13 protein-coding genes and 1 pseudogene are annotated in these 16,392 nt (G+C 38.7%); 6 read left to right on the top strand and 8 right to left on the bottom strand.

From position 1 onward, the window contains the following. Nucleotides 1-41 precede the first annotated feature (41 nt). The 4 genes from H3Z85_00300 to H3Z85_00285 all read right to left on the bottom strand — a co-directional run bounded on the left by H3Z85_00300 (nucleotide 42) and on the right by H3Z85_00285 (nucleotide 5,038). The gene (locus tag H3Z85_00300) at nucleotides 42-2,165 is read right to left on the bottom strand and encodes a TonB-dependent receptor family protein (GenBank protein QPQ52008.1); all 2,124 of its coding nucleotides are present in this window, start codon (nucleotides 2,163-2,165) and stop codon (nucleotides 42-44) included. Then, nucleotides 2,162-3,382, bottom strand: coding sequence for a PepSY domain-containing protein (locus tag H3Z85_00295; protein QPQ52007.1), 1,221 nt, complete (start codon nucleotides 3,380-3,382; stop codon nucleotides 2,162-2,164). The genes H3Z85_00300 and H3Z85_00295 overlap by 4 nt, the downstream gene beginning before the upstream one ends. A gap of 355 nt (nucleotides 3,383-3,737) precedes the next feature. Then, a complete protein-coding gene (locus H3Z85_00290; GenBank protein ID QPQ52006.1) occupies nucleotides 3,738-4,163 on the bottom strand; it encodes a hypothetical protein in 426 nt (141 codons plus the stop codon). A 5-nt stretch (nucleotides 4,164-4,168) separates the two neighbouring features. Next, a complete protein-coding gene (locus H3Z85_00285; protein ID QPQ52005.1) occupies nucleotides 4,169-5,038 on the bottom strand; it encodes a helix-turn-helix domain-containing protein in 870 nt (289 codons plus the stop codon). 101 nt (nucleotides 5,039-5,139) lie between these two features. Between H3Z85_00285 and H3Z85_00280 the strand changes: the two are divergent. The 4 genes and pseudogenes from H3Z85_00280 to H3Z85_00265 all read left to right on the top strand — a co-directional run bounded on the left by H3Z85_00280 (nucleotide 5,140) and on the right by H3Z85_00265 (nucleotide 9,102). Next, nucleotides 5,140-6,545, top strand: a pseudogene (locus H3Z85_00280) (aldehyde dehydrogenase family protein). 17 nt (nucleotides 6,546-6,562) lie between these two features. Beyond that, entirely contained in the window at nucleotides 6,563-8,113 is a 1,551-nt protein-coding gene (locus H3Z85_00275; protein QPQ52004.1) for a GMC family oxidoreductase N-terminal domain-containing protein, read from the top strand. A gap of 118 nt (nucleotides 8,114-8,231) precedes the next feature. Beyond that, nucleotides 8,232-8,654 (top strand): PaaI family thioesterase, encoded by a 423-nt coding sequence (locus H3Z85_00270; GenBank protein ID QPQ52003.1) that lies wholly within the window; start codon nucleotides 8,232-8,234, stop codon nucleotides 8,652-8,654. Between the two features lie 103 nt (nucleotides 8,655-8,757). Beyond that, nucleotides 8,758-9,102 (top strand): phage holin family protein, encoded by a 345-nt coding sequence (locus H3Z85_00265; protein QPQ52002.1) that lies wholly within the window; start codon nucleotides 8,758-8,760, stop codon nucleotides 9,100-9,102. A 49-nt stretch (nucleotides 9,103-9,151) separates the two neighbouring features. On the opposite strand, the gene H3Z85_00260 is transcribed toward H3Z85_00265, so the two are convergent. Beyond that, nucleotides 9,152-10,018 (bottom strand): chitobiase/beta-hexosaminidase C-terminal domain-containing protein, encoded by an 867-nt coding sequence (locus tag H3Z85_00260; GenBank protein QPQ52001.1) that lies wholly within the window; start codon nucleotides 10,016-10,018, stop codon nucleotides 9,152-9,154. 198 nt (nucleotides 10,019-10,216) lie between these two features. Here H3Z85_00260 and H3Z85_00255 point away from each other — a divergent pair, with 198 nt between their 5' ends. Both H3Z85_00255 and H3Z85_00250 read left to right on the top strand, forming a co-directional pair. Continuing rightward, nucleotides 10,217-12,211, top strand: a complete 1,995-nt coding sequence (locus tag H3Z85_00255) for a S9 family peptidase (GenBank protein QPQ52000.1) — start codon at nucleotides 10,217-10,219, stop codon at nucleotides 12,209-12,211. 84 nt (nucleotides 12,212-12,295) lie between these two features. Next, nucleotides 12,296-12,781 (top strand): DNA-deoxyinosine glycosylase, encoded by a 486-nt coding sequence (locus H3Z85_00250; GenBank protein QPQ53812.1) that lies wholly within the window; start codon nucleotides 12,296-12,298, stop codon nucleotides 12,779-12,781. A 201-nt stretch (nucleotides 12,782-12,982) separates the two neighbouring features. Here the strand turns inward: H3Z85_00250 and H3Z85_00245 are convergent, their stop codons facing one another. From H3Z85_00245 to H3Z85_00235, 3 genes are read right to left on the bottom strand one after another with little or no spacing between them, the layout of a single operon-like run. Beyond that, entirely contained in the window at nucleotides 12,983-14,017 is a 1,035-nt protein-coding gene (locus H3Z85_00245) for an aminoglycoside phosphotransferase family protein (GenBank protein QPQ51999.1), read from the bottom strand. Further along, nucleotides 14,008-14,916, bottom strand: coding sequence for a nucleotidyltransferase (locus tag H3Z85_00240; GenBank protein QPQ51998.1), 909 nt, complete (start codon nucleotides 14,914-14,916; stop codon nucleotides 14,008-14,010). Before H3Z85_00240 ends, H3Z85_00245 begins: the two co-directional genes overlap by 10 nt. Then, nucleotides 14,906-16,303: a Gfo/Idh/MocA family oxidoreductase gene (locus H3Z85_00235; protein QPQ51997.1), complete on the bottom strand. Its 1,398-nt coding sequence runs from the start codon at nucleotides 16,301-16,303 to the stop codon at nucleotides 14,906-14,908. The genes H3Z85_00240 and H3Z85_00235 overlap by 11 nt, the downstream gene beginning before the upstream one ends. Nucleotides 16,304-16,392 lie beyond the last annotated feature (89 nt).

Raw genomic sequence — 16,392 nt, 5'->3', positions numbered from 1 at the left:
AGAGCCTTGTCAAGGTTTTAAAACTTGACAAGGCTCCCAGACTAAAGTTTGTAATTAAATGACAACGTTACCACACGGCTGTCCAGATTATACTTTTGTCGGATGGCAGAGCTGAAGTTATTTCCCGTTACCCGGTAATTGTTGGTTTTAAGTAAGTCCGTCACGGCTAGTTTTACAGTAGCTTTATCTTTCAATACTGTTTTTGAAACTCCAATCGTCAGGTCAAAGTAGGCATCGCGGATAAACAAACCAATATTTGATTTTGAAAAATACTGTGCATTCGCTTCCGCTTTTATACCTTTGGCAATGGTGAAACTGTTTTGAGCATTGAGCGTAAATGCCAGTTGTGAATTGTTGACGGAATAGTTCTGGTAATTGCCCTTATACTCGGTATTAAATACATTAAACATAGAAGTAAGCGACCAGAAACTGAAAAGTTTTGTAGTGGCTGTTATATTGGCACCATATACATAAGATTTGTTCAGGTTGTCCTGAGTCTTAACCAGAATTCCGGTGTCCGGCTGGTAGTTGTAGACTTCTGTGATGACATCGTTTGTTACACTAAAGTAAGCCGATGCAATAATGTATTTCCCCCAGGTATATCCTAATTCTGTTGCATGGGTAAACTCCGGATTCAGATTAGGGTTTCCTTGCCAATAGTTGAAAGGATCATCGTAGAAACGGAAAGGATTCAGGTCAAAGTGGCTTGGTCTGTTGATCCTTTTACTATAAGAGGCATAAAATCCATGCTGATCATTCATCTGATATTTGATCGATGCACTTGGGAATATGTTGGTATAATCCCTTCTTCGCTGCTCATTGGATGTTTTCTGGTTAATGTCTGTATGAGTCATTTCCGATCTTAATCCAAGCTGGAATGTCCACTTTGTCAGATTTAATTTGTAATTGGCATACAATGCATGTATTTGTTCCTTGTATGCATATTCATTGCTTGCTTTATCATCGTTAATCCATTCCTGATCTTGCTGTATAAGATATTCCGAAGGGTTATTATTAGACTTTATGGTAGATTTCAGCCCTGTTTCCAGACTATGCATCTCACTAAACGGTAGTGTAAAGTCTACCTTGGCATTGAAAACTTTCAGACGGGAAGCAATGGTACCTCTTCTGTTGTTAAATTGCTCCGTTCCAAGATTGACTAAGGCATTTGAAAACTGATTCTGGCGGGAGCTGAAACGAGAAGTTTCGTATTCCAGATCTACATCTAGTTTATAATCCTTGTCGTTAAAAAGGTGTGTCCCTTTTAGGCTATAGGTATAATCATACCAGTTTTCTTTGCTGCCATTATCTGAAAGAACATGAGCAAAAAGATGGTCTGCAGGCTGAAATATTCTGTTTTCTCCTTTCGAAAAATCTTCATACCGACCTATTTTGGCATCGAATAAAGCACCGATAGTCGTTTTATCACTGATCGTATAATCTGCTCCGAATTTAAAATTATTGGAGGTTAAGGGCTCATTGGTTGTTGAGTTCTGATCCGTTTTTCTCGTTATGAGTTGAGGTTGTTTTTCATCAAAGAATACCTGACTGAATTCCCGCCTTTCTTCCTCGCCACGGAAGGTATAACTATAATCACCGTGCAAGGATAGTCTTTTATGGGTATAGTTCAGGCTCATACCGGTATTAATCCTGTTTTTTCGGCCTCTTCCGCCATTCAGATAGTAGTTACCACTAATGCCTTCGAGTGAACTCTTTATAAGCACGATGTTAATGATACCGGCATTTCCTGCAGCATCATATTTTGAAGAAGGATTAGCGATAATTTCAATATTCTTTACCAAGGTAGAGTTGGTAGAACGCAATAGGTTGGCCAGTTCCTTGGTGGAGAGAGAACTTAATTTCCCGTTAATCATTATACTTACTCCTTTCTTTCCACGTAAAGAGAGTTCGCCTTCCTGAGAAACAACTACACCTGGCGTCTGACCTAGGATTTCGAGCACAGTTGTACCATCAGACAATACACTATTTTCTACATTAAAAATCATTTTGTCAGCTTTCTGCTGAAAGATTGCTTTGTTTCCTTTTACTACGATACCACTGATTTCTGAAACTTTTTCTGTTTGTAAAGAATCATTCAGGCTCTCTGTTTGTCCGTAGACATTCAGGCTCGCCATTAAAGGGAGCCATATGTAGTGTTTCTTCATGATAATAGTTTAGATTGTTGTTTTCTTTTTTTTTTTCTTCCCCACCAGATCATAAAACCGGTTACTGGTAATGAAGCGCAAAACAGGCTTATGATCAATGCAAGTATTTTTCCGGGCATTCCGAAGAAGGCTCCTACGTGCAAATCATAAGTAGCATCTGTCGCTCTTTGAGCCATCAGTTTGTGTTCATGAGGTCGATTAAACAGAAGTTTCCCTGAATGTTCATCAAAGATCATCAGCGAAGATTCTCCATAAGTGAATTCTTTTTCTTTGATCCGGATGCTCAAATTATCGTGTTTATGGTCTGCTTCAGAATGGTCTTCAAGATCAACACCAAAAGAATTGGCTTTTGGATAATATATTTTGACCTGATCTATAATGCGGTCTATCGTAGTTGCTGTTTCAACTGACTCCGGAGCAGTGGTTTTGTATTGACTGTAATCAGGTGTAGCAGAGGAAAATCCATTGAGTACAAAATAAACCCACATCTGAGTAATGCGGAACGAATACATAATCCCCGTAATCGCTACAATAATAGCAATAAAAGATGCATAAAAGCCAAGGATATTGTGCATATCGTAGTTCTTGCGTCGCCAGCCTTTCACTTTTTCCCATTGGAACCATAGACGCTGTTTGCGCATTTTTTTATTCTTCGGCCACCACAAGATAATACCCGTGATTAGCATGATCACAAAGATAATGCTGGACACTCCAACAATAGTACCTCCCACTTTGTCCGTTAGCAACAGTGATCGATGCAGAGCCATACATATAAAAAAAGGATTGTATTTGACATCATATATAGAGAGTACCTTGCCGGTATATTGGTTCACATAAACGTTTTTATAAACAAGAATGCTATTGAAATGATTCCAGCCATCAGGGTTCCCTTTAATCAGTCCGAATTGATAAGAGCGGGATGGGTCTATAGGAATGGTGACTTCATCTGTTTTTACGATTTCATTTTTCAGCTGAGCATTTACAAGGTCTTTTAACTCACGTAAAGGGATAGGTTTTTTATGCTGAATATCTTTCTCCCCATGAAATATATGTTCTTTACGCAATGCAGCAGTGATATCTTCATTAAAAACAAAAAATGCCCCTGATAAAGAAACTATCAAGACAATAATACCGGAAAGTAATCCCAGCCACAAATGAGCTTTCAGAATATATTTTTTGAAGGTACCTTTAGATCTCTTTTTACCAGCTTGTTGCATTTTATTATTATTTAGTCTTATTAAAAATAAAGAAGTAGCAAATATACCTTTATTTATAGTAATTCTAAACAATGATAAAGCTTTATTTCACCTGAGAAACCTGATTTTTATTAGGATTTATGAGAATTGGTGGCATTGAAAAGCAAGAATCAAAGAAATTTCAGACAAACCGATGGTTGAAGGCAAAATATAGAAAAGAGCAGACTGGTATGAAATAAAAAGCGGATAATACGGGATTGAACCCGTGATCTTTTGACTGCCAGTCTAACGCACTGCCTTTTTAAGCATAATATAAGTTCACTCTTTGACCTGACAAATCAAAGATTTAGTAAGGGATTCATCTTTTCTTCAGGGATCAATACCGGAATAGTTTATCATACCATCCTCCGATATCAGCTTTAATATCTTCATGATGCGTATACAGGATCACAGCCAGCTCCAGTTCAGACCTTTCAGATTTATAAGGATTTAAAGTCAGGAAACCATAAAAATTGCCATCCTGATCACGAATAGCCGGAGGATAGGATGCATATGTACTCCAGGGAGAATAAGTGCTGTAGATGCTTCCATAGTTTCCGTTTGTATTCCATATGGATTTGGAACTGAATACATTTCCGTAATCACTGAACTCGTTCCACACAGAATCTTTATCAAAAGTATCACAATTAAGACACCCCAGATATTGGTCCTGGTCAGCACCACCGTACAAATGCAGTGTTTGTGCCTGAACAATACCGGTCATTAAAAAGCATAAAAATAAAAACGTTTTTTTGAAAGCCATATCTCTTAGTTTATTGTAAATCTCTTCGGTGATTTTCCCGTGATTTGGGTGAATTTTCTGTAAAAATATTCCAACGTATTGAAACCGGATTCAAAACAGATATTTTTAATCCCCATTTCAGGATGACTGATCAGCAGTTCTTTGGCATGTTCTATCCTTAGCTGAATGATGTATTCAACCGGCGTACAGGTATAGGAATGCTTAAACTTTTTAAACAAATTCGCTTCACTCATTCCCGCTACTAAAGCCAGTTTTTTTATGGTAATAGGCTCTCTGTAATTTTGTCTGATGAACTGCACTACGTCCTCCAGACCGTTTTGCATATTCTCAGTTTTATCAGAATGAAGCAGCAGATTTTTTGCATTCGTTTTCATCAATTCATAGATCAGTTCCTTAAGACTTAAGCTTAAGAGAAAATCTGAGGATCCATGATAATTTCCGTCAATTCTCCTGTTATAAAGGTTGGTAAGACTTTTCCATAAAGATTCATCAGAGCTTAAAAATTTTTTTACAGCATTTTCCTTCATCATAATACCCGTTCTTTCCCAGTCAGGATGCCAGTTTTCAATCACTTCAGAGAATACGCTGTCAATATATTCCTGCTCTATATTCAACACCAGACATTTCGTAGGTTCACGGAACGAAGGATGAATATCTATACTCAGTTCCTTATGGCATGGAGGAATAAATACACTCCTTTCCTTAAACTCAAAAGTGTCGTCTTCACTGCGAATGATTTTACTGCCACTCAGCATTAGCGTGATGACTGGCTGTTCAAAAAAGAAAGGAAAACCATGGCAAACGACATTTGTTTCAAATATATTCAATTCACCAAAAGGAATGCTGAAAACAGTTCTTTCTTCGATCTTTTCCATAGAGGTAGAGTTTAGGTTAAAAAAAATAGAGAATAGGTAAATGATTTACATCATGTTTTTGCCATTTTAGAACTACGTAAAATACAAAATAATTTAAAACAATGGAAAATATGTCATTTGCAAAAGAAACCCATACTACAGATACTGCTTTTCTATCCTTAAATCCTTCTACATTAGAGGTTATCGGTGAGGTTGTTAACACTTCCAGGGAAGAAATAGATGCCAGAATTGAAAAAGCAAAAAAAGCCCAAAAGCAATGGGCAGCCAGGCCGGATGCGGAAAGAAAAGATATTTTGTTGAAGGTAGCTGATGTATTGCAGACTCATTCAAAACACCTCGCAGAATGGATTACCCGCGAGCAGGGAAAACCCCTCAACGGACCTGGCTCCCAATTTGAAATGCAGGCTTGTGTAGGCTGGACACAGGTTCCCGCCTCCCTAGATTTACCTGAGGAAGTGGTATTCGAAGATGATACAAGAAAAGATGTTTTATATAGAAATCCGATTGGAATTGTCGCAGCAATTGCTCCCTGGAACTGGCCTTTAATGATCGCCATATGGCAGATTATACCTTCCCTCAGAATGGGAAATGCCGTGATCATCAAACCTTCTGAGTATACAACGTACTGTAGTATAGAAATGATCAATCTGATCAATACCGTACTTCCCGCAGATCTTTTACAGGTGGTAACCGGTAGGGGAGAGGTAGGCGGATATCTTACAAGCCATCCGGAAATCGGAAAAATTATGTTTACAGGTTCTATCGCCACCGGAAAAAAGTGGTTGAAGCATCTGCTAACAATATGGCGCGTTTAACGCTGGAGTGCGGCGGAAATGATGCGGGAATTATTCTGCCCGGACTTGATCTTGCAAAACACATAGAAAATATTTTCTGGGGAGCTTTCCTGAATATGGGACAAACCTGTGCCTGCTTAAAAAGATTATATGTTCATGAAGATGATTATGAAAAAACAGTACAGGCTCTGGCTGATTATTCTTCCAGGATTCCCATGGGCAATGGAGCCGATGAGAATGCGGTATTGGGACCGATACAAAATAAAATGCAGTACGATAAAATTCAGGATCTGATCCGTGATACTGAAAATACAGGAGCCGATTTTATATTCAGAGGACAGAAACCGGATCTTGAAGGATATTTTATTCCGGTAACGCTGGTTGGAAATGTTGATAACGGAGACAGAATTGTGGATGAAGAACAATTTGGACCCGTGTTGCCAATTATTAAATATAAAACTGTAGAAGAAGCAATTGAGAAAGCCAACGACTCAGATAACGGGCTGGGAGCTTCAGTGTGGAGCGATGATGTCGGTCAGGCACAGAAAGTGGCAACACAGTTGGAAGCCGGAACCGTTTGGATCAACCAGCATGGCGCTATTCATCCGTTTGTACCATTTGGAGGGGCCAAACAATCCGGCTATGGAGTGGAATTTGGAATTGAAGGGTTAAAAGCTGTGACAGTTCCTAAAGTAATCAGCATTAAAAAGTAAAAATAAAATAAAAACTCATGAAATACGATTTTATAATTGTCGGATCCGGTTCGGCAGGAGCTGTCATAGCCAACAGGCTCAGTGAAACTGAAAATATAAATGTACTCCTGCTGGAAGCTGGTCCCGATGATAAAGTGACTGAAGTGCAGGAACAGGCCGGATGGCCCGCCATATGGAATACAGAAAGGGACTGGGCGTATCATACCGTTCCTCAGGAACATGCCGGAGGAAATACAAGATACTGGCCTCGTGGTAAAACGCTGGGAGGATCCAGCTCTATCAACGGAATGATCTACATCAGAGGACATCAGCAGGATTATGACCATTGGGCTTATAACGGATGTACGGGATGGGACTGGAAAAGTGTGTTGCCTTATTTTAAGAAGTCCGAAACCCACGAAGACGGTGAAGATCAGATACACGGCGGAGAGGGGCCTTTATTTGTAAGCCGGATTAAAAACCCGAATGCCATTTCGATAAGCGCTATTGAAGCATGTAAAGAGTTGGGATATCCTTTAACAGATGATTTTAATAAGGAGATCTGGGGTGCCGGATTGAATCATCTGAGCGTAGGAAAAGACGGTAAGAGATGTTCTACGTCAAAAGCCTTTTTAGATCCTGTAATTTCCCGAAGCAATCTTACTGTACAAACCGGGGCACTGGTACAGAAATTAATTTTTGAAGGCGACTGTTGCGTAGGCGTTCAATACCTTCAGAATGGTAAGCTGGTAGAAGCAAGAGCAGAAAGAGAAGTAATTGTTTCCTGTGGGACGATTGAATCGGCCAAGTTACTGATGGTTTCAGGAATCGGGGATAAGGCAGAATTGGAATCAGTGGGAGTTTCGGTGGTAAAAGATTTGAAAGGAGTGGGTAAAAACCTTCAGGATCACCTGTTGACCAGTGTTATTTTTAAAGCGAAAAAAGAAATTCCTGCTCCGGAAGCCAATTTACTGGAAGCACAGTTATTCTGGAAAAGCAAGGACGAAATGGTTTTTCCTGATTTGCAGCCTCTATTTATGGGGCTTCCTTATTACAGTCCCGGATTCACAGGGCCGGAAAATGCATTTACATTTTGTGCCGGATTTATCAGACCCGCGAGTAGAGGTTATATTAAATTGACCTCTTCCGATCCTGCAGCGCCTGCAGAAATAAATCCGATGTACCTTTCCGAAGAATCAGATCTCGAAGCATTGTACAGATGTGTGGAAATATGCCGTGAAATGGGGAAAACTGAAGCCATGAAAGAATGGAATGATGGTGAAATTTATCCGGGTGAAGGCAAAACCAAAGAAGAAGTAATCGATTATATCAAAAAATCATGTTCTACCTACCACCATATGACCGGAACCTGTAAAATGGGTATCGACAGTCTTTCTGTTGTCGATCCGAGGTTAAAAGTTTACGGCATAAAGGGACTCAGGGTTGCCGATGCTTCCGTTATGCCGGACGTTGTTTCCGGAAATACCAATGCGCCTACCATAATGATCGGAGAGAAAGCCGCAGATATGATCGAAGAAGATCATCAGCTGAAAACAGAAAATTCATCAGGAAAGTTATCGTTCGTATAAATAGAGTTACACTCAAAAAGAAGCTGTTTCATCTCAGATGGAACGGCTTTTTTGATGAAATTTAAAATTGAATAAGGATTAAAACATTACAGCACTTACCTTTGTTAAAAATAAATTCATGACACCAGAAAAAAGAAAACTCATCACAGACAGCTTCAACCGTTCAGAAACATTGAAATTTTACCGTGCAGAATTACTGGAAGTGGAAACCGATTTTATTTCCATGAAAATTCCTAAAATGGAAATGATGACCAGAAAAGCAGGTATGTTCAACGGGGCTATGATCGCTTCCCTGGTAGATGTTTCTTCAGGATATGCCGCAGTAAGCCATTATGAGGAGGATTGCTATGTGGTGACAGTAGAGTTGAAAGTTAACTATCTTCGTCCGGCACTGGGAGATGCTTTAGTTTCTAAATCATATGTGATAAAAGGTGGGACAAAAATTAGTGTGGTAAGAACAGAAATTTATGTGGTACAGGAAGGGTCAGGATCAGAAAGTCATGCGGCTACTTCATTGGTAACCATGATGAAAATAAAATAAGGAATTAAAATATCCTTTAAACGATCAATTTTATTGAAAATTTTTCATGAAAATGGAATAGCTTTTGCTCCATACACCCCATAAACATTAAAAAAATAACGAAATGAACTTAATTATCAGATTGTTTGTGACGGCCATAGTTGCCTATCTTTTAACCAAAATTTTACCGGGAGTACAGTTTGAAGGATTTTCATCAGCCATTATTTTTGCTCTTGTACTCGGAGTACTGAATATCTTTGTAAAACCAATTTTAAGCCTTTTCGGACTTCCGCTGACTATTCTTACCCTGGGATTCTTTTCCTTGGTCATCAACGCGGCCATTATCCTGATTGCCGACTATTTTATAGACAGTATGTTTGTAGATGGCTTCTGGTGGGCATTTGTATTCAGTATCCTGTTATCAATCGTAACCTCTCTGGCAAACTCAATGTTCTCAGATGGAGACTAAAGAATGAAAATTCAGATCAAAATATAAATCCGCTCAATGAGCGGATTTTTTATTTCTTTATAAACTTCAGTACGACTAAACTTCCCCGGTGATCCTTTAGCTTTAAAAAATAATTTCCCGAAATCAGATGCCTAATAGAAATTTCCTTTTTATATCCATTCCTTGAGACGGTTTTTCCATTAATGTCTATAATTTCATACTCCAGGAAATCCCTTTGGGTATTGATCTTTAAAATATCGGAAACAGGATTCGGATATACTTTGATTAAGACATCTTTGCAGTTTAGCAAGGCCTCACTGGTTCCCAGAAACAAGCATGAAGGCGGATTGGTGATCTCTCCATCTGTAAAATCATAATACAAAGTACTTCCCATTGGAATCAGATGAGTACTGACGGTTTGTGGAATATTCTCAAAAGGAGAGCAATTATTGAAGCGTACATTGGCATTTTCAAAATTCCTGCTGATCTTGTACCAGGTTTCACATCCTGTGGGCTGCATCGGTAGTCCTGGCCAGAAAGTGTCAATAGCAAATCCGTTAATGGAATTGGGACGAACCATATCAATCATGACACAACTTCCCGAGGTCCATGTGGAAGGAGCTTTAAAATAAATAGCCGAGGCGGGAATAGCTCCCGTGTGATATTTTTTAGCGATGACAGCTGAAGAATTTCCCTGGCCGTCAACAAGGAATGCTTTGATTTCCTTATTCTGATCAATAGAAACTTGTACGGTGTTGATTGCTGAATTTGAATTGAGTGTTGGTGTACTTCCGTCTGTAGTATAATAAATCGTTCCGTTTCCCGAAACAGTAGCCTGGTAAGGATCATAATAATGAGTTCCCGCGGGGAGCATTGTGATTTGAGAAAAAAGAAAAGATGATACAAAGCAAGACGCTAAAAGTAGATTTTTTTTCATGGTCAATGGAATTTAGTTTTTTATAAAATTACTGAAATATACCCATCAATATGATATTTATTTCAATTTTAGGAAACTTAAATGTTAATTCTTTCGGCTGTTTTTATTTTAAATATTAACTTTGGCAATCTTTGAATGTAATAAAGGGATGAAGGAATCTGCGGATTCTCTCATTCCGCTAAAAATGAATAGTAACATATGAAACTTAAGTACAGTCTGCTGGCGCTGGCAGCTCCGCTTTTAATGAATGCACAACAAGTAATGACGCCTGAAATTCTTTGGACTTTGAAAAAAGTGGGAGTACAGGCAGTTTCACCGGATCAGGCTTCCCTTATTTACAAAGTAGGACAGGTAGATCTGAAAACAGAAAAAACAAAAAGTGAAAACTATTTTCTGAATGTTCTTAATAATCAGTCTGCAAAAATTGATTTAGGTAAAAAATCTCTGATCCAATGGGATAAAAACGGAATTTATGCCCAGGAAGGAGACAAAATTTATCTTTCCAAAGATGCAGGGAAAACATGGACTGAGTTTTACACGATCGGTGAAGTTGACAATATAGTTATTTCTCCGGATGGTAAAAGAATTGCTTTCAGCAGGCAGGTCTTGGTTGAAAAGTTAATGGGCAAAGATAAATATGCCGATACACCTAAAACAACGGCACAGGTATACACAGATCTGAACCACAGACACTGGGATTACTTCAACGAAGGGAAATACAATCACGTGTTTGTAGTCAATACATCCGATAAAGTTGAGGCTGCAAAAGATCTGCTGGAAGGAAAAACATGGGATTCCCCTCAAAGACCTTTCGGTGGAGCAGAAGACTTTATCTGGAGTCCGGATTCCTCACAGCTTCTGTATGTGACAAAGCCTAAAAGTGGTAAAGAATATGCAACAAGTACCAATACGGATATTTTTGCCTATGATATGGCTTCAGGGGTTACCAAAAACTTAACTGAGCCGAATAAAGGGTACGATATCAATCCTAAGTTCAGCCCGGATGGTAAATCACTGATCTGGCAGAGTATGGCCAGAGACGGCTATGAAGCGGATAAGAATGATGTGAAAATCATGGATTGGAAAACCGGAAAGACAACCAACCTTACCGCAGGCTGGGATGACAGCGTTTCAGGAGATGTTCTTTGGGGAGCAGATTCAAAAACTATTTATTTTACGGCAGCGCACAGAGGTACAAAGCAACTTTTTTCTCTTGATTCAAAATCAGCAAAAGTGCAGCAGATTACAAAAGGAGATTTCGATGTTAACGAAATTTTTACCGACAATAAGACCTCTCTTTTAGTAGGAAGAACAGACGTAAACCATGCTACGGAATTATTCTCTGTAAACCTAAAAAACGGAGAAATGAAGCAGGTGACTGAAGCCAATAAGGATACTTATGCTAAGCTGGCTCAAGGAAAATCTGAACTTAAAATGGTGAAAACTTCCGACGGTAAAGAAATGGGAGTTTGGTTCCATTATCCGCCTAATTTCGATCCAAATAAAAAATATCCTACATTGGTTTACTGCCAGGGAGGTCCACAATCTGCACTGACACAATATTTCAGTGTAAGATGGAACTTCGCTTTAATGACAGCCAATGACTATATCGTAGTTGCTCCAAACAGAAGAGGTATGCCGGGATGGGGCACCAAATGGAACGAAGATATTTCAAAAGACTGGGGCGGACAGCCGATGAGAGATTATCTTGCCGCTACAGATTATGCTAAAACATTACCTTATGTAGACGGTGACAGAGTAGCAGCAGTAGGGGCCAGCTATGGAGGTTATAGTGTATTTATGCTGGCAGGAATTCACGAAAACAGATTCAAAACATTTATTGCCCACGATGGATTATTTGATATGAAATCATGGTACCTGACTACTGAAGAGCTTTGGTTTGCGAACTGGGATATCGGTTCTCCTTGGGACAAGCCACAACCCAAAGCATATACAGAATTCAACCCAAGCAATTTCGTGGAAAAATGGAATAAACCTATCATGATTGTTCAGGGAGGAATCGATTTCCGTGTGCCTTACGAACAAGGACAGGAAGCTTTTCAGGCTGCAAAACTAAGAGGTTTAAAATCAAAACTGGTATACTTCCCGAATGAGAATCACTGGGTACTTCATCCACAAAACGGATTGGTATGGCAGAGAGAATTCTTTGACTGGTTGAAAGAAACATTATAAAAAATATCAATAGAAGCGGGCTTTAGCCCGCTTTTTTATTATAAAAAATTCCAATGGCTTTAGCCAAAATGTATATATTTGATGATGCAAAACCGTATTTTTTCTTTTCCTCCCATTATTGATTCTCAGTCTGAAATATTGATCCTGGGCTCCATTCCTGGCGGTAAATCACTGGAAAAACAACAATATTATGCCCATCCTCAGAACAAATTCTGGCGGATTATCTTTGAATTGATGGAAGAAGAATTTACAGAAGACTATACTCAGAGAATTGAAACAATAAAGAAACATCACATCGCTCTTTGGGACGTTATTGATTCCTGTGAACGAAAAGGAAGCCTTGATTCGGAAATCAAAAATGAAGAAGCCAACCAGATTGCTGAATTGCTTGAAAAACATCCGAATATCAAAGCGCTGTTTTGTAATGGCGGGAAATCGTATAAAAATCTGATCAAACTGTTAGGAAAGAAAAATAACTTACCGGTTTTTTTACTGCCATCAACAAGCCCGGCATATACCATTCCGTTTGAAAAAAACTTGAAGGTTGGGCAAAGATTCTTGATTTTCTGAAATGATAAACTCTTGGAGATTGAACTGGTACTACAGAATTTTGTTTTTAATTTTCCAGAGAGTAATACTGATAATACATATTTCTTTTAAATACTTTAGTTCATTCCAGAGAAAATCTGAGATTTTCAAGAAACTTTAGTGCACTTTTTATGCGTAAACTTGTCACTTAAATAACTTAAGTGTTCAAAAAACTTTTGTGATTTATTCAACCTCTAAATATTCCCTCAACCCTTTCAACAGTTCCAGTTGATTCCTGGTTCTATCCAGATTGTGCTCAGGATGTGTGATAGAGTAATAGGTGCTTCCGTTCAGATAATCGGTTAAAAAACGAACTTCCTGGATATAAATGGCAACCTGTGCCGCATAGTCCAGGTTTTCAGATTCTTTTGGAGTTAATTTATCTTTCAGATGGAATAAAAATCCTTCCTTTACGGCTTCATACATTTCAGGGTTGAAATTGTTTCTGGCACTTCCGTCATCTTCTTTGGTTTTATTGGTATAAGACTGGACCATGGTTCCAAAATCATATAAAATGGTAGAAATCATCATGGTGTCCAAATCAATCACAGCCAGAGGATTATGATGTTGATCGAAAAGGATATTGCTGATTTTTACATCTGCATGGATAATTCTTTTGGGCACCTGCTTACTTCTTTCCATTTCTTTCCATTGTTCAGGCAACGAAAGAAACTGGTTGGTCATTTCAATTTCAGCCTTTGCGTTTTCTTTTAAATGAGGAGCAGCATTTTTTAATGAATTTCTATAATCTGTAATCCTTTTTTCAAAATTGAGAAAATCAGGAAGCGGATCTTCAATATCAGGTAATTTTTCAGTATTTATGGTAGCAAGGAAATAGCTGAAAGTTTTAGCTGCTTCAAAAGCAGTTTGTAAGGATGGAGCAGTAAGAAAGGTAATACTGTTTTCAACATAACTTAACATACGCCATGGCTGACCATTTGAATCTTTTACCAAAAGTTTACCGTCAAGAGAAGGAATAATCTCTATAATCTGAAATTGATAATTATTGGATTGGAGAAGTTCATTAATAAGTAAATGATTTTTCACAACAACCTGCGGCTGTTTGAAAACATTGTCATTGATCTTTTGCAGGATAAACTTTTCTCTCCGATCCCTGTCTTCCAAAAGGTAAGTTGTATTGATCAGTCCATCTGTAATAGGAGAAAGACTGTAATTTTCTGTATGGATAAATTGAGTAACAATATCTTTTATTTCCATAAATCTTCCGGATAGCTGTTTTTTTGAATCTGCGATTTCAGGAAATCCTTGATGTTCTTTTTATCATCTGCATAGGTAACTCCCATCCATGGAGAATTTGACGCTTTTACCAATACTTTTACCTGTTCATCGTCCATCATTCTCTGTACCGCAGAAGGAATATAAAACTCCTGTTTAGGCGCAGGATCAGATTCAATGAAATCATAGAAATACGCCTCCAGAGAACAGAAAATATGCGGATGGAAAATAAAGAAGTTCATCGATACCAGAGTGTCGGGGGATATCGGAATATATTTTCCGTCTTCTGTATAAATGATAGAACCGTTTATTTTTTGAATCGAAGTCTGTTCCTCAACTTTGATCAGGTAGTTTTCAGGATCTAAAGTACAGATTCCCCTTGCCACTGTCCCATAGCTGCTCAGCGTACTTTCAACGGGGTAGGCTACCATACCAAACTGTGACTCGGAAATACGGTGATGGTCAATTTCGTCGGCAGCAAGAAGATAGGCTTCTTTACCATAAAAATCATCAGCATTAATCATGACAAAAGGTTCCTGTATTGCATATTTAGCACAAAGGACGGCATGTGCGGTTCCCCATGGTTTTTCACGTTCAGGATAATCAAAACCTTGTAACCGGATACTGTTGACTTCCTGATAAATCCAGTGAAGTTCAAAACCTTTTGCCTGGGATATAGCGTTCAGTCTTTCAATATAACTTTGAGGAATCAGTTTGTTGATGATAACAACAATCTTCTGGAATCCCGCTTCCAGAGCATCATAAACAGAATACTCCAAAATCGGGGATCCGTTGTCGAGTATTCCGTCTATTTGCTTTAATCCTTTATAACGGCTTCCTAATCCACCGGCTAATATAAGTAAGGTCTTTTTAGAACTCATCGGTCATACCAAATACAGGTTTGCGGGTTTTCCATTTTCCATTGGTAAAATCAGGAATATCAACAACCTGACCACCTTTAGCAATAGATTCTTCACTTAATGGGGTGATTGAATACCATAGAGCAAGGTCATATACATCCATCGGGAATTCTATGTTTCGTTTGATACATTCAATGAAAGTATTCATCACAAAGAAATCCATTCCTCCATGTCCTGCTCCTGCAGCTGTATTTTCGAATTTTTTCCACATGGGATGGTCGTGCTCTTTCATCCATTTTTCGGTATTGTCCCAACGATGGGTATGGTTCATTGTTTTTTCAAAATAAATATGCCCCTGGTTGAAATCTCCCCATCCGAAGTCCTGCCACAGCCCTTCTGTACCTTGTACTCTGAATCCTAAATCATAAGGTCTTTGTAAGCTGGTATCATGGGTAAGGAGAATGGTTTCTCCATTTTCACAGGCAATCTGGGTCGTAACAATATCTCCCTGATTGAATTTTACTTTGGCATTCGGGTGATTTTCTCCACCTTTAGCATGTTCAACAATATACTTATGGAGTCCTACAGACTTGGAAGAGAAGGATGAAAGTCTGGTCAGACGGTTTCCACGGTTGATGTCCATCATCATGGCTACCGGTCCTAATCCGTGGGTAGGATAAAGTTCTCCGTTGCGCTTTACATAATGTTCCGTTCTCCATTTAGCCTCGCTGAAGCCTTTCTCTCCAAATTCAGCTCCGGAATTGTAAGGGGTTACTCCGTCATTGAAAAGTACACCTCTTAAATCATGCTGATAACCACCTCTTCCATGTACCAGCTCGCCGAACATTCCTTTGCGAACCATATTCAGGATAGCCATGATATCTCTGCGGTAGCATACATTTTCCATCATGAAAATAGGAACCTTAGTTTCTTCATATACTTTTACAAACTCCCAGCAGTCCTGAAGTTTTATAGCTCCTGAGACTTCCATTCCCACAATTTTTTTAGCACGCATGGCTTCTACACCCTGAGGAAGGTGCCATTCCCATGGAGTAGCAATAACAACTGCGTCTATATTTTTGGACTTTAAAAGGTTTCTATAGTCGTATTCACCGTTTGAAAACTCCTGAGCAGCCGGTTTATTATTGTCTTTTAGTATTTTTTGTGAAGCTGAAAGCATTCTTTTATCCGGATCAGCAAAAGCTATAATCTCTACATCACTGCGTTTTGCAAGCAATTTTACATGTTCTTGTCCACGTAGTCCTACGCCGATAAAACCGACACGGACTTTCTTATCTGTTTTAAAATCATGGGAATAAGCAAATAAAGAATTGGGTAAAACCAGTGCCCCAAAGCTTGCCAGAGTTGCCGTTTTAATAAAGTCTCTGCGGGAAGTGCTCTTGTTCATCTATTTTTTTTTTAAATATATTAAAACTTTTTCAATGAACAGTGAATGTTTTTGAACAGAAATGCTTTGAGAAGTACCAAAGTAGAAAT

Origin of the sequence: Chryseobacterium indologenes, assembly GCA_016025055.1 — a bacterium.
GTDB lineage: Bacteria > Bacteroidota > Bacteroidia > Flavobacteriales > Weeksellaceae > Chryseobacterium > Chryseobacterium indologenes.
The sequence above is the reverse complement of the archived record's forward strand: the minus strand, read 5'-3'. Positions and strand labels throughout refer to the sequence as shown.

Coding starts and splice junctions, on each gene's coding strand:
- H3Z85_00300 (QPQ52008.1), bottom strand. CDS start 2,165: ATGAAGAAACACTACATATGGCTCCCTTTAATGGCGAGCCTGAATGTC.
- H3Z85_00295 (QPQ52007.1), bottom strand. CDS start 3,382: ATGCAACAAGCTGGTAAAAAGAGATCTAAAGGTACCTTCAAAAAATAT.
- H3Z85_00290 (QPQ52006.1), bottom strand. CDS start 4,163: ATGGCTTTCAAAAAAACGTTTTTATTTTTATGCTTTTTAATGACCGGT.
- H3Z85_00285 (QPQ52005.1), bottom strand. CDS start 5,038: ATGGAAAAGATCGAAGAAAGAACTGTTTTCAGCATTCCTTTTGGTGAA.
- H3Z85_00275 (QPQ52004.1), top strand. CDS start 6,563: ATGAAATACGATTTTATAATTGTCGGATCCGGTTCGGCAGGAGCTGTC.
- H3Z85_00270 (QPQ52003.1), top strand. CDS start 8,232: ATGACACCAGAAAAAAGAAAACTCATCACAGACAGCTTCAACCGTTCA.
- H3Z85_00265 (QPQ52002.1), top strand. CDS start 8,758: ATGAACTTAATTATCAGATTGTTTGTGACGGCCATAGTTGCCTATCTT.
- H3Z85_00260 (QPQ52001.1), bottom strand. CDS start 10,018: ATGAAAAAAAATCTACTTTTAGCGTCTTGCTTTGTATCATCTTTTCTT.
- H3Z85_00255 (QPQ52000.1), top strand. CDS start 10,217: ATGAAACTTAAGTACAGTCTGCTGGCGCTGGCAGCTCCGCTTTTAATG.
- H3Z85_00250 (QPQ53812.1), top strand. CDS start 12,296: ATGCAAAACCGTATTTTTTCTTTTCCTCCCATTATTGATTCTCAGTCT.
- H3Z85_00245 (QPQ51999.1), bottom strand. CDS start 14,017: ATGGAAATAAAAGATATTGTTACTCAATTTATCCATACAGAAAATTAC.
- H3Z85_00240 (QPQ51998.1), bottom strand. CDS start 14,916: ATGAGTTCTAAAAAGACCTTACTTATATTAGCCGGTGGATTAGGAAGC.
- H3Z85_00235 (QPQ51997.1), bottom strand. CDS start 16,303: ATGAACAAGAGCACTTCCCGCAGAGACTTTATTAAAACGGCAACTCTG.